Below are 16136 nucleotides of genomic sequence, written 5' to 3'. Positions count from 1 at the left end.
GGGCGTTCAGGCCGAGCCGAGCTCGTTGTCGACAAGTTCGAACAGCTCGTCGTCGGTGACCTCGTCCAGGTCGGTGTCGGGCCCGGCGGTCGACTCCGCGGGCGACGGCGTGGTGAGCCGAGCGACCAACGCCTGGAGGCGCCGGGCGAGCTGGGCACGCGTGTCCGCGTCCACGGCTGATTCGGCGAGCACGCGTTCCAACCGGTCGAGCTCGGCGACGGCCGGTGCCTCGGCCGACTCGGCCGGCCACAGCTGGGCCCGGAGATGGTCGGCCAGGGCGGCCGGTGTCGGATGGTCGAAGACCAGCGTGGCCGGCAACGGCAGTCCGGTCGCGGTAGCCAGCCGGTTGCGTAGTTCCACCGCGGTCAGCGAGTCGAAGCCGAGTTCGCGGAACGCCCGATCAGGTGGGATCGCCTCGGCGCTGTCGTGGCCCAGGGCGGTGGCGGCGTGGGTGCGTACCAGTTCGAGGATCTTCTGCTGACGTTGCGGGCCGGTCAACGTCCGTAGCTCGGTGGCCAGTGCTGAATCATCGAACGGCCCAGGCTCGACGTCGGCTACAGCGATGGCGGCTTGCGCCTCGGGCAGTCCGGCCAGGAGCGCACTCGGGCGTGCGGAAGTGAACGCCTTCGTGAACTGGCCCCAGTCCACGTCAGCCACCGCGAGGAAGTCCTCACCCTGACCGACCGCCTCGGCCAGAGCCTGCACCGCCCGCTGCGGATCCATACTGCGAACCCCACGCCGATGCAACCGCGCGGTATCGCCCTGCTCAGCCATCCCCTCACCAGCCCACAAACCCCACGCCACACTGGTCACCGACCGCCCCACAGCACGCTGCTGAACGGCGTAGGCATCCAGAAACGCATTAGCAGCCGCATACACCCCCTGCCCACCACCACCCCACACCCCAGCATTCGAAGAAAACAACACCATCGCGTCCAACCGATGCTCGGACCCCTCGACCAGAAGCTCATGCAGATTACGAAGACCCGCGACCTTCCCCGCCAAAACACGCTCTACCACCTGCGGACCGACATCATCGATAGCCGCGAGATGACCCACCCCCGCCGCGTGGACCACCGCATCCACCGGCCCCACCTCGGACAGGACCGCCGCCAACGCGTCACGATCCGCCACATCACAACCCCACACACTCACCCGGACCCGGCCATCAGCGCTCAACTCACCGACCAACTCGGCCACGCCCGGCCCATCCACACCCCGACGCGACACCAACACCACATGCTGCGCACCATGCCCAGCCACCCAACGAGCCACATGTCCACCCAGACCACCAGTACCACCAGTGATCAACACCGTGCCCCGCGGCTGCCACACCCGCGGCGACCCCTCCGCCCGGGCACGCACCAACCTGCGCCCATACACACCACTCGCGCGCACCGCGACCTGATCCTGACCACCCCACCCAGCCAACACCCCAGCACAACGACGCCCCATCGCAGCCGCGTCCCGCGACCCATCCGGCCACGACATGGGCAGATCAACCAGACCACCCCAGACACGGGGATACTCCAACGCCGCGACCACACCCAAACCCCACGCCTGAGCCTGCACCGGATCCACAGGAGCATCGAAACGACCCGTACCCACCGCACCCCGCGTGAACACCCACACCCGCCCCGCGTCGCTACCCATGTCAGCGTCGTGCAGACCCTGCAGCAACGCCAACAACTCAGGCACCGGCGCCCGACCAGGCAGGAACACCACCCCACCCCACCCACCCCCGTCAGGCCCGCCCACCACCGCCCCCAACGCCGCAGCCACCCCCACCCGGCTGCCGTCAACAGCTACCGGCACCACCCGCGCACCATGCCCCACCAGAACCTGCTCAACCAACCCGACCCACTCACTGTCATCAGCCACCAAATCCACGCCATACACCAGAAGCCACACACCATCCAGCATCGCCTCAGGACCACCAGTCAACGGCTCCCACACAACCCGGTACCGCCACCCGTCAATCAACCGCCGGCCCTCACGAGCCCGCCGCCACTCCACCAACGCCGGCAGAACCCCCGCCACACCCTCCTCATCCACCCGCAAGACAGAAGCCAAAGCCGCCACATCACCCCGCTGCACCACCTGCCAAAACTCCGCATCAAACCCACCATCCACACCCCCCACCGACACACCCCGCACCACCGGCCAGAACCGCTGACGCTGGAATGGGTAAGTGGGCAAGGCAATCGTGTGGGTCGGGCCGGCGCCCAGCGCCGGAGTCCAGTCGATGGCGACACCGGCGACGTGCAGGGCAGCCATCGAACGCAGCCACCGATCCCGCCCACCGTCGTCACGACGCAGAGTGCCGGCCACCACCAGATCCTCACCGGCCTGCTCCACCGCCATCGCCAACACCGGATGCGGACTGACCTCCACGAACGTCCGATGACCGGCTTCGGTCAGGGTGCGGATCACCTCGCCGAACCGGACCGTGTGCCGCAAGTTCCGATACCAGTAGCCGCCATCAAGACCAGCGGTATCCACCAACGCCGCTTCCAGCGTCGAGTAGAACGGCACCTGCCCACTACGAGGCTGCAGACCGGCCAGATCGGTGTGCAACCGGTCGCGGATCGCCTGCACCTGCGGCGAATGCGACGCGTAGTCCACCGCGATCCGACGAACACCCAACTCCGCGTACGCCTGGACGAACTCCTCACACGCCGCCGCGGTACCGGAAATCACCACCTGCGCCGGACCGTTGACCGCCGCCACCGACAGGTCCCCACCCCACCCGACAATCAACTCCAGCACCTCGTCCAGGGGTGCGGGCACCGACACCATGCCCCCCGACCCCGACAACGCCACAATCGCCCGACTCCGCAACGCCACCACCCGCGCCCCATCCGCCAACGACAGGCCACCAGCCACACACGCCGCCGCGATCTCACCCTGACTGTGCCCCACCACCGCCGCCGGAACCACACCCACCGAACGCCACAACTCCGCCAACGACACCATCACCGCCCACGACACCGGCTGCACCACATCCACCCGACCCAACAACACCGGATCAGCCAACGCCTCCCGCAACGACCAATCCACAAACGGCGCCAACACCTCCGCACACCGACCCATCGCCTCCGCGAACACCGGCTCCACATCCCACAACGCCACCCCCATCCCCACCCACTGCGCCCCCTGACCCGGAAACACAAACACCGGACCCAACCCACCCACACCAGCCGCGACACCCCGCACCACCACCGACGAAACATCCACATCCCGCAACCCCGCCAAGAACCCGCCCACACCAGCGGCCACCACCACCGCCCGATGCGCAAACACGGCCCGGCCCGCCAACGCCCGCCCCACCACCACCGGATCCACCTCAGGCCGGTCAGCCACAAACCCCGCCAACCGCTGCGCCTGCGCCCGCAACGCCACCTCAGACTTCGCCGACAACAACCACGGCACCACACCGTCAGCCGGCAGGGCCGGCTCATGAGCCGACGCCGTATCCGGTGCCGGTTCGGCTTCTTCGAGGATGAGGTGGGCATTGGTACCGCTGATCCCAAACGACGACACCCCAGCCCGCCTCGGCCGACCATTGACCGGCCACGGTGTCGCCTCGGTCAGCAACTGCACCGACCCGGCCGACCAGTCCACATGTGACGACGGGGCATCCACATGCAGCGTCTTGGGCATCAAACCGTGCCGCATCGCCAGGACCATCTTGATGATCCCGGCAACACCCGCGGCCGCCATGGTGTGGCCGATGTTCGACTTCACCGACCCCAACCGCAACGGCTGCCCCGCCGGCCGATCCTGACCGTACGCGGCAATCAGCGCCTGCGCCTCGATCGGATCACCCAGCGTGGTGCCCGTACCGTGCGCCTCCACCACGTCCACCTCGCCCGGCGACAACCGCGCGTTGGCCAGGGCCTGACGGATCACCCGCTGCTGCGACGGCCCGTTCGGAGCACTCAACCCATTCGACGCGCCATCCTGGTTGACCGCGCTGCCCCGCAGCACCGCCAACACCTGATGCCCCCGCCGACGCGCATCCGACAACCGCTCCAACACCACAACCCCGACACCCTCACCCCAACCCGTACCGTCAGCCGCATCCGCGAACGGCTTACACCGCCCGTCAGCAGCCAACCCACCCTGCCGGTTGAACCCCACGAACGCCCCCGGGGTGGCCATCACCGCTACACCGCCGGCCAGGGCCATCGAACACTCACCCGAGCGCAACGCCTGCGCCGCCAGATGCACCGCCACCAACGACGACGAACACGCCGTATCCACCGACACCGCCGGACCCTCCAGACCCAGCGTGTACGCCACCCGCCCCGACATCACACTCGCCGCGTTGCCGGTACCGGAGAACCCCTCCCCCGCAGCGTCAGCCACACTCAACAACGCCGGATAATCCTGCCCATGGGTGCCGACATACACGCCGGTGTCCGACCCACGCAGCCCCGACGGATCGATCCCCGCCCGCTCCAACGCCTCCCAGGAAACCTCCAACAACAACCGCTGCTGCGGATCCATCGCCACAGCCTCCCGCGGACTGATCCCAAAAAACCCCGCATCAAACAACGCCGCGTCAGCCAGGAACCCGCCCTCGCGGACATACGTGGTCTCCGACCCCGCCGAATCCGGGTCATCCCACGACCCGACATCCCAACCCCGATCGGCGGGGAACCCACCCACCGCGTCAACACCCTCAACCAGCAACCGCCAGAACTCCTCCGGGTCACCCACCCCACCCGGATACCGACACCCCATCCCCACAATCGCCACCGGCTCATCCACACCCGCACCAACCACCACCGGCACGAGAACATCGACCTGCTCACCAAGCAGTTCCGTCAGCACGTACCGGGCCAACACCACCGGGGTCGGATAGTCGAAGACCAGCGTGGCCGGCAACGACAACCCAGTCGCGGTAGCCAACCGATTACGCAACTCCACCGCAGTCAGCGAGTCGAAACCGAGCTCACGGAACGCGCTGTCCGGATCAACCGCCGCTGGGTCGGCATGGCCGAGCACGACCGCGGCCTGTCCCCGCACCAGCTCCAGCACCGTCCGCTGGCGATCCTCGACCCCCATAGCCGCCAGCCTGGCGGCCAGATCCACCGGCGTATCGGCGGTGGACGCCGCCCGGCGGGTCGAGCTGCCGGCCAACGCCTGCCACAACGGCGGCAGGCCACCGGCGCCGGCGCGACGCAACGCGGCCAGATCCACCCGCATCGGCACCAGCTGCGGCCGGTCGACACGCACCGCCGCATCGAACAACGCCAGGCCCTCCTCGGAGGACATGGCAAGGACCCCGCCGCTGCGTCGCATCCGACCCAGATCCACGCCGTCGAGATGCCCAGTCATCGCCGACTGCTGCGCCCACAGCCCCCACGCCAACGACTGCCCGACCAGACCCTCAGCCCGCCGCCGCAACGCCAAGGCGTCCAAGACCGCATTCGCCGCGGCGTAGTTACCCTGCCCCGGTGATCCGAGCGTGGCCGCGGCCGAGGAATACACCACGAACATCGCAAGATCCATATCCTGGGTCAGCTCGTGCAACCACCACGCCGCATCGGCCTTGGCCCGCAACACCGGCTCCAGCCGCCGCGGCGTCAACGCCTCGACCACCCCGTCATCAAGCACTCCCGCGGTATGCACCACCCCGACCAGCGGATGCTCGGCCGGCACCGCCGCCAACACCTCGGCCAAAGCGTGCCGGTCGGCGACGTCACACGCCGCCACCCGCACCCGCGCACCCAACCCGGTCAGGTCACCGACCAACTCCGCCGCCCCCGCCGCGGCCGGACCCCGCCTCGACAACAACAACAGATGCCTGACCCCATACGTGGTGACCAGATGCCGGGCCACCAACCCACCCAACACCCCAGTCCCACCAGTGACCACCACCGTGCCTTCCGGATCCAACCCGGCCGGCAGCCGCAGCACCACCTTGCCCACATGACGAGCCGCCTGCAGATGACGCAGGGCCTGCACCGCGTCAGTCGCCTCAAACACACTCACCGGCAGCGGCCGCAGGACCCCCGCAGCGAACATGTCCAAAACCTCGGCCAGCATCTGCCCGATCCGGTCAGCACCAGCGTCGGACAGGTCGAACGCCTGATACACCACCCCGGGATGGTCCGCGGCAACCCGCGCCGGGTCCCGCACATCGGTCTTACCCATCTCCACGAACCGGCCACCATGGGGCAGCAGGTCCAACGACGCGTCCACGAACTCCCCGGCCAAGGCGTTGAGCACCACATCCACACCCTCCCCCCCTGTCACGGCCAGGAAGCTGCGGCGAAACTCCAGATCCCGGGAAGAAGCCAGGTGCGCATCGTCCAACCCCATCCCCCGCAAGATCTCCCACTTACCGGCACTCGCGGTGGCGTACACCTGCAAACCCCACGCCCGGGCCAACTGCACCGCGGCCATACCCACCCCACCGGCCGCAGCATGAATCAGAATCCGTTGCCCCGACCGCACACCAGCCAGATCCCGCAACGCGTAGAACGCGGTCAGGAACACAATCGGCGTCGACGCCGCCCGGGTAAACGACCACCCCCGCGGCACCCGAGCCAACAGCCGATGATCCGTGACCGCCACCGGCCCCAACGCACCGTTGAACATGCCAAACACCCGATCCCCGACCACCACCCCACTCACACCCGGACCAGTCTCCAACACCACCCCCGCCGCCTCACTACCCATCACCGCAGCCGGATCCGGATACATACCCAACCCGACCAACACATCCCGGAAGTTCAACCCCGCCGCCCGCACCCCAACCCGCACCTGCCCAACCCCCAAAGGCGCCACCACCTCCGAACACTCCACCACCGCAAGATTGTCCAAACTGCCCGGCTCCGACACACCCAGACGCCACGACAACCGCTCAGCCCCAGGCAGGACCAAACGGCCACCACCGGCCCGGACCAACCGCCGGACAAACAACCCACCAGCACGAACCGCAATCTCCGGCTCGCCGCTATCGAGCACCGCCGTCAGAATCCTGCCCAATTCGCTGCCGCGGTCGGTGCCAGTGCCGGTGCCGTGGTCGGTGTCGGTGTCGGTGTCGGTGTCGGTGTCGGTGTCGGTGTCGGTGTCGAGCAGGATGAATCGGTTGGGGTGTTCGGACTGCGCGGAGCGGACCAGGCCCCATACCGCGGCCGCGGCCAGGTCACTGCCATCGGTAGCACCGTGGGTGAGCACCACCAACCGGGAACCCTCCGTACCCGGACCAGCCAGCCAATCCTGAACCCACCCCAACACCAACGCACTCGCCACGTGCGTAGCCTCGACAACACCCACAGCATCGCCCGCAGCCGGTAGATCGCCCGCAGCTGGTAGCTCGGCGACCACGACGGGGGGCAGTTCGCCGTCAACCTGCCCATGCCACGCCCAGGCCGTCTCGGTAGCCGCCGCCGTGGTGTCGGGTTCCGCGTCCGGTAGCGGCACCCATTGCACGGTGAACAGTGACTGCGCCGCGTCTAGCGCCCCGGCCGCGAGTTGGTCGGTGGTCACTGGTCGCATCACCAGCGAGTCCGCGGTCAGGACCGGCTGACCGGCGGTGTCAAACACCGCCACCGCGACACCGCCGTCGTCGACGGGTGTCAGCCGGACCCGCAGCGTCCTCGCTCCGGTCGCGTGCAGCCGGACCCCGCTCCACGCGAACGGCAACACCGCCGCCCCGTCGTCGCCGAGCAGCCCGGTCAACCCGATCGGGTGCAACGCCGCGTCCAACACCGCCGGATGCAACCCGAACCCATCCGCTTCGGCGTTCTCGGACAGCGTCACCTCGGCGTACACATCCCGGCCGCCACGCCACACCGCCCGCAAGCCCTGAAACACCGGCCCATACACATACCCACCACCGGCCAACCGCTCATACAAGCCGTCAACCGCCACCGGCCGCGCATCCGCCGGCGGCCACTGCCCCAACCCCGCCGCAACCCGACCGGCCTGCGGGCTCAGCACACCCGTGGCATGCCGAGTCCACGAACCCCCCACGCCCTCACCCTCCGGCCGGGAGTACACGTTGACCGGCCGCCGACCATCCTGGTCGGGATCACCGACCCACACCTGCACCTGCACCCCACCCTGCTCGGGCAACACCAACGGCGCCTGCAGCGTCAACTCCTCCACCACGCCACAACCCACCTGGTCCCCGGCATACACCACCAACTCCACGAACGCCGTGCCCGCCAACAACACCGAACCCAACACCGCATGATCGGCCAGCCACGGCTGCGCAGACAACGACAACCGGCCGGTCAACAACACCCCATCCCCATCAGCCAACGACACCGCCGCCCGCAACAACGGATGATCAGCCGAACCCTGCCCCAATACCCGGACGTCGCCCACACCGGGCAGCGCCGTCTGCGGCCAGAACCGCTGATGCTGGAATGGGTAGGTCGGCAGCTCCAGAGCCTGCCGACCGGTACTCGGGCCGAGCAGTGTCGAGGTCCAGTCGATGGTGATGCCCGCAACGTGCAGGGCGGCCATCGAACGCAGCCACCGGTCCCGTCCGCCGTCGTCACGACGCAGAGTGCCGGCCACCACCAGATCCTCACCGGCCTGCTCCACCGCCATCGCCAACACCGGATGCGGACTAACCTCCACGAACGTCCGATGACCGGCCTCGGTCAGCGTCTGGATCACCTCGCCGAACCGGACCGTGTGCCGCAGGTTCCGATACCAGTAGCCGCCATCAAGGCCAGCGGTGTCGACCCGCCCCGCTTCCAGCGTCGAGTAGAACGGCACCTGCCCACTACGAGGCTGCAGACCGGCCAGATCGGTGTGCAACCGGTCGCGGATCGCCTGCACCTGCGACGAATGCGACGCGTAGTCCACCGCGATCCGACGGACACCCAACTCCGCGTACGCCTGCACGAACTCCTCACACGCCGCCGCGGTACCGGAGATCACCACCTGCGCCGGACCGTTGACCGCCGCCACCGACAGGTCCCCACCCCACCCGACAATCAACTCCTGCACCTCGTCCAGGGGTGCGGGCACCGACACCATGCCCCCCGACCCCGACAACGCCACAATCGCCCGACTCCGCAACGCCACCACCCGCGCCCCATCCGCCAACGACAAACCACCAGCCACACACGCCGCCGCGATCTCACCCTGACTGTGCCCCACCACCGCCGCCGGAACCACACCCACCGAACGCCACAACTCCGCCAACGACACCATCACCGCCCACGACACCGGCTGCACCACATCCACCCGACCCAACAACACCGGATCAGCCAACGCCTCCCGCAACGACCAATCCACAAACGGCGCCAACACCTCCGCACACCGACCCATCGCCTCCGCGAACACCGGCTCCACATCCCACAACGCCACCCCCATCCCCACCCACTGCGCCCCCTGACCCGGAAACACAAACACCGGACCCAACCCACCCACACCAGCCGCGACACCCCGCACCACCACCGACGAAACATCCACATCCCGCAACCCCGCCAAGAACCCGCCCACACCAGCGGCCACCACCACCGCCCGATGCGCAAACACGGCCCGACCCGCCAACGCCCGCCCCACCACCACCGGATCCACCTCAGGCCGGTCAGCCACAAACCCCGCCAACCGCTGCGCCTGCGCCCGCAACGCCACCTCAGACTTCGCCGACAACAACCACGGCACCACACCGTCAGCCGGCAGGGCCGGCGCCCCCTGGCCCGAGCCCACCGGGTCGGCCGCTGTGTCCCGCGGCGGCTCGAACGGATCGGCCTCCTCCAGGATCTTGAGCGGTTCGGCCTCCTCCAAGATGAGGTGGGCGTTGGTGCCGCTGACTCCGAACGAGGACACCCCGGCGCGTCGTGGCCGGCCGTTGACCGGCCATGGTGTCGCCTCGGTCAACAACTGCACCGAACCGGCCGACCAGTCCACATGTGACGACGGAGCGTCCACATGCAGCGTCTTGGGCATCAGCCCGTGCCGCATGGCGAGGACCATTTTGATGATCCCGGCAACGCCTGCGGCTGCCTGAGTGTGGCCGATGTTCGACTTCACCGACCCCAACCGCAACGGCTGCCCCGCCGGCCGATCCTGACCGTACGCGGCAATCAGCGCCTGCGCCTCGATCGGATCACCCAGCGTGGTGCCCGTACCGTGCGCCTCCACCACATCCACCTCGCCCGGCGACAACCGCGCGTTAGCCAAAGCCTGACGGATCACCCGCTGCTGCGACGGCCCATTCGGAGCACTCAACCCATTCGACGCACCATCCTGATTGACCGCGCTGCCCCGCAGCACCGCCAGCACCTGATGCCCCCGCCGACGCGCATCCGACAACCGCTCCAACACCACAACGCCGACGCCTTCACCCCAACCCGTACCGTCGGCGGCATCCGCGAACGGCTTGCACCGCCCGTCAGCAGCCAACCCGCCCTGCCGGGAAAACTCCACGAACGCCCCCGGGGTGGCCATCACCGTCACACCGCCAGCCAGAGCCATCGAACACTCACCCGACCGCAACGCCTGCGCCGCCAAATGCACCGCCACCAACGACGACGAACACGCCGTATCCACCGACACCGCCGGACCCTCCAGACCCAGCGTGTACGCCACCCGCCCCGACGCCACACTTCCGCTGGTCCCGGTGGCATATCCCTCGGTCTCAGCCGGACTCGCCGCCAACTGCATCGCGTAGTCGTGGTACATGAGGCCCACGTACACGCCGGTGTCCGACCCCCGCAGCCCCGACGGATCGATCCCCGCCCGCTCCAACGCCTCCCAGGAAACCTCCAACAACAACCGCTGCTGCGGATCCATCGCCACAGCCTCCCGCGGACTGATCCCGAAGAACCCCGCATCGAACAACGCCGCATCAGTCAGGAACCCGCCCTCGCGGACATACGTGGTCTCCGACCCCGCCGAATCCGGGTCATCCCACGACCCGACATCCCAACCCCGATCGGCGGGGAACCCACCCACCGCGTCAACACCCTCAACCAGCAACCGCCAGAACTCCTCCGGGTCACCCACCCCACCCGGATACCGACACCCCATCCCCACAATCGCCACCGGCTCATCCACACCCGCACCAACCACCACCGGCACGAGAACATCGACCTGCTCACCAAGCAGTTCCGTCAGCACGTACCGGGCCAACACGTCAGGGGTGGGGTAGTCGAAGACCAGCGTGGCCGGCAACGACAACCCAGTCGCGGCGGCCAACCGATTACGCAACTCCACCGCAGTCAGCGAGTCGAAACCGAGCTCACGGAACGCGCTGTCCGGATCAACCGCCGCTGGGTCGGCATGGCCGAGCACGACCGCGGCCTGTCCCCGCACCAGCTCCAGCACCGTCCGCTGGCGATCCTCGACCCCCATAGCCGCCAGCCTGGCGGCCAGACCCATCGGCGTATCGGCGGTGGACGCCGCCCGGCGGGTCGAGCTGCCGGCCAACGCCTGCCACAACGGCGGCAGGCCACCGGCGCCGGCGCGTCGCAGCACGGGCAGGTCCACCCGCATCGGCACCAGCTGCGGCCGGTCGGTACGCACCGCCGCATCGAACAACGCCAGGCCCTCCTCGGAGGACATGGCAAGGACCCCGCCGCTGCGTCGCATCCGACCCAGATCCACGCCGTCGAGATGCCCAGTCATCGCCGACTGCTGCGCCCACAGCCCCCACGCCAACGACTGCCCGACCAGACCCTCAGCCCGCCGCCGCAACGCCAAGGCGTCCAAGACCGCATTCGCCGCGGCGTAGTTACCCTGCCCCGGTGATCCGAGCGTGGCCGCGGCCGAGGAATACACCACGAACATCGCAAGATCCATATCCTGGGTCAGCTCGTGCAACCACCACGCCGCATCGGCCTTGGCCCGCAACACCGGCTCCAGCCGCCGCGGCGTCAACGCCTCGACCACCCCGTCATCAAGCACTCCCGCGGTGTGCACCACCCCGACCAGCGGATGCTCGGCCGGCACCGCCGCCAGGGCATCGGCCAAAGCGTGCCGGTCGGCGACGTCACACGCGGCCACCCGCACCCGCGCACCCAGCTCGGTCAGGTCACCGACCAACTCCGTCGCCCCGGCCGCGGCCAGGCCGCGCCGGGACAACAACACCAGATGCCTGACCCCATGCGTAGTGACCAGATGCCGGGCCACCAACCCACCCAACACCCCAGTCCCACCAGTGACCACCACCGTGCCACCCGCATCCAACCCCGCCGACAACCCGTCAGCGCCGGACAGGGGCAGCCGGCCAGTACCGGCTCGGGTCAACCGGCGGGCATACAACTCACCGGCGCGTACCGCGATTTCTGGTTCGCCGCTGTCGAGCACCGCTGTCAGGATTCTGCCCAGTTCGCTGCCGTGGTCGGTGTGATCGTCGAGGTCGAGCAGGATGAATCGGTGGGGGTGTTCAGACTGCGCGGAACGGACCAAGCCCCAAACCGCGGCCGCGGCCAGGTCACTGCCATCGGTAGCACCACGGGTGAGCACCACCAACCGGGAACCCTCCGTGCCCGGATCAGCCAGCCAATCCTGAACCCAACCCAACACCAACGCGCTCGCAGCGTGCGTAGCCTCGACAACACCCACAGCATCGTCTTCGGCCGGTAGCTCGGCGACCACGACGGGGGGCAGCTCACCCTCAACCTGCCCATGCCACGCCCAGACCAGTTCGGTAGCCGCCGCCGGGGTGTCGGGCGTCGTATCCGGCAGCGGCACCCACTCCACCGCGAACAGTGACCGGGCCGCATCCGGCACCCCGGCGCCCAGTTGGTCGGCGGTCACCGGTCGCAGCACCAGCGAGTCCGCGGTCAGGACCGGCTGGCCGGCGGTGTCAAACACCGCCACCGCGACACCGCCGTCGTCGGCGGATGTCAGCCGGACCCGCAGCGTCCTCGCTCCGGTCGCGTGCAGCCGGACCCCGCTCCACGCGAACGGCAACACCGCCGCCCCGTCGTCGCCGAGCAGCCCGGTCAACCCGATCGGGTGCAACGCCGCGTCCAACGCCGCCGGATGTAGTCCGAACCCGTCGGCTTCGGCGTGCTCGGGCAGCGTCACCTCGGCATACACATCCCGCTCGGAACGCCACACCGCCCGCACACCCTGAAACACCGGCCCGTACACATACCCGCCACCGGCCAACCGCTCGTACAAACCGTCAACCGCCACCGGCCGCGCATCCGCCGGCGGCCACTGCCCCAACCCCGCCGCAACCCGACCGGCCTGCGGGCTCAGCACACCCATGGCATGCCGAGTCCACGAACCCTGCACATCCTCTGCCCGGGAGTACACGTTGACCGGCCGCCGACCATCCTGGTCGGGATCACCAACCCACACCTGCACCTGCACCCCACCCTGCTCGGGCAACACCAACGGCGCCTGCAGCGTCAACTCCTCCACCACGCCACAACCCACCTGGTCCCCGGCATACACCACCAACTCCACGAACGCCGTGCCCGCCAACAACACCGAACCCAACACCGCATGATCGGCCAGCCACGGCTGCGCAGACAACGACAACCGGCCGGTCAACAACACCCCATCCCCATCAGCCAACGACACCGCCGCACCCAACAACGGATGATCAACCGAACCCAACCCCAACACCCGAACGTCCCCCGCACCAGCCGCCGCCGTCTGCGGCCAGAACCGCTGATGCTGGAATGGGTAAGTGGGCAAGGCAATCGTGTGGGTCGGGCCGGTGCCCAGCGCCGGAGTCCAGTCGACGGCGACACCGGCGACGTGCAGGGCGGCCATCGAACGCAGCCACCGATCCCGCCCACCGTCGTCACGACGCAGAGTGCCGGCCACCACCAGATCCTCACCGGCCTGCTCCACCGCCATCGCCAACACCGGATGCGGACTAACCTCCACGAACGTCCGATGACCGGCCTCGGTCAGCGTCTGAATCACCTCGCCGAACCGGACCGTGTGCCGCAAGTTCCGATACCAGTAGCCACCATCAAGACCAGCGGTATCCACCAACGCCGCTTCCAGCGTCGAGTAGAACGGCACCTGCCCACTACGAGGCTGCAGACCGGCCAGATCGGTGTGCAACCGGTCGCGGATCGCCTGCACCTGCGACGAATGCGACGCGTAGTCCACCGCGATCCGACGAACACCCAACTCCGCGTACGCCTGCACGAACTCCTCACACGCCGCCGCGGTACCGGAAATCACCACCTGCGCCGGACCGTTGACCGCCGCCACCGACAGGTCCCCACCCCACCCGACAATCAACTCCAGCACCTCGTCCAGGGGTGCGGGCACCGACACCATGCCCCCCGACCCCGACAACGCCACAATCGCCCGACTCCGCAACGCCACCACCCGCGCCCCATCCGCCAACGACAAACCACCAGCCACACACGCCGCCGCGATCTCACCCTGACTGTGCCCCACCACCGCCGCCGGAACCACACCCACCGAACGCCACAACTCCGCCAACGACACCATCACCGCCCACGACACCGGCTGCACCACATCCACCCGACCCAACAACACCGGATCAGCCAACGCCTCCCGCAACGACCAATCCACAAACGGCGCCAACACCTCCGCACACCGACCCATCGCCTCCGCGAACACCGGCTCCACATCCCACAACGCCACCCCCATCCCCACCCACTGCGCCCCCTGACCCGGAAACACAAACACCGGACCCAACCCACCCACACCAGCCGCGACACCCCGCACCACCACCGACGAAACATCCACATCCCGCAACCCCGCCAAGAACCCGCCCACACCAGCGGCCACCACCACCGCCCGATGCGCAAACACGGCCCGACCCGCCAACGCCCGCCCCACCACCACCGGATCCACCTCAGGCCGGTCAGCCACAAACCCCGCCAACCGCTGCGCCTGCGCCCGCAACGCCACCTCAGACTTCGCCGACAACAACCACGGCACCACACCGTCAGCCGGCAGGGCCGGCTCATGAGCCAACGCCGTATCCGATGCCGGTTCGGCTTCTTCGAGGATGAGGTGGGCATTGGTACCGCTGATCCCAAACGACGACACCCCAGCCCGCCTCGGCCGACCATTGACCGGCCACGGTGTCGCCTCGGTCAGCAACTGCACCGACCCGGCCGACCAGTCCACATGTGACGACGGAGCATCCACATGCAATGTCTTGGGCATCAACCCGTGCCGCATCGCCAGGACCATCTTGATGATCCCGGCAACACCCGCGGCCGCCATGGTGTGGCCGATGTTCGACTTCACCGACCCCAACCGCAACGGCTGCCCCGCCGGCCGATCCTGACCGTACGCGGCAATCAGCGCCTGCGCCTCGATCGGATCACCCAGCGTGGTGCCAGTGCCGTGCGCCTCGACCACGTCCACCTCGCCCGGTGTCAGCCGCGCGTTGGCCAGGGCCTGACGGATCACCCGCTGCTGCGACGGCCCATTCGGAGCACTCAACCCATTCGACGCACCGTCCTGGTTGACCGCGCTGCCCCGCAGCACCGCCAACACCTGATGCCCCCGCCGACGCGCATCCGACAACCGCTCCAACACCACAACCCCGACGCCTTCACCCCAACCCGTACCGTCAGCCGCGTCCGCGAACGGCTTGCACCGCCCATCGGCGGCCAATCCGCCCTGCCGGGAGAACTCCACGAACGCTGCCGGGGTGGCCATCACCGCTGCACCGCCGGCCAGGGCCATCGAACACTCACCCGACCGCAACGCCTGCGCCGCCAAATGCACCGCCACCAACGACGACGAACACGCCGTATCCACCGACACCGCCGGACCCTCCAGGCCCAAGCTGTACGCCACCCGCCCCGACATCACACTCGCCGCATTACCGGTCAGCAGATGCCCCTCACTACCGGTCTGCGCATCGCCAATCATCGATACGTAGTCCTGCCCGGTGGTACCCACATACACGCCCGTGTCCGACCCACGCAGCCCCGACGGGTCGATCCCCGCCCGCTCCAACGCCTCCCAGGACACCTCCAACAACAACCGCTGCTGCGGATCCATCGCCACAGCCTCCCGCGGACTGATCCCGAAGAACCCCGCATCGAACAACGCCACGTCAGTCAGGAACCCGCCCTCGCGGACGTAGCTGGTTCCCGGCCGTGTCGGATCCGGGTCGTACAGCGACTCGACATCCCAACCCCGATCCATCGGCCATGGCCCGATGGCGTCGCTACCGGTGGCGATGA

The 16136-nt window shown here is 68.5% G+C and carries 1 protein-coding gene (only partly in view); it reads right to left on the bottom strand.

Annotated elements, in window-relative coordinates; genetic code table 11:
* Positions 1-6: 6 nt before the first annotated feature.
* On the bottom strand, positions 7-16136 hold the 3' portion of the coding sequence (locus OG767_RS13740; RefSeq protein WP_405093738.1) for a type I polyketide synthase. It continues 172 nt past the right edge of the window; 16130 of the gene's 16302 nt are visible here — the last part of the coding sequence; its start codon lies beyond the right edge, outside the window — the gene reads right to left on this strand; the stop codon is at positions 7-9.

The organism is Micromonospora sp. NBC_01392 (genome assembly GCF_045040125.1).
Taxonomy (GTDB): Bacteria; Actinomycetota; Actinomycetes; order Mycobacteriales; family Micromonosporaceae; genus Micromonospora.
The sequence above is the reverse complement of the archived record's forward strand: the minus strand, read 5'-3'. Positions and strand labels throughout refer to the sequence as shown.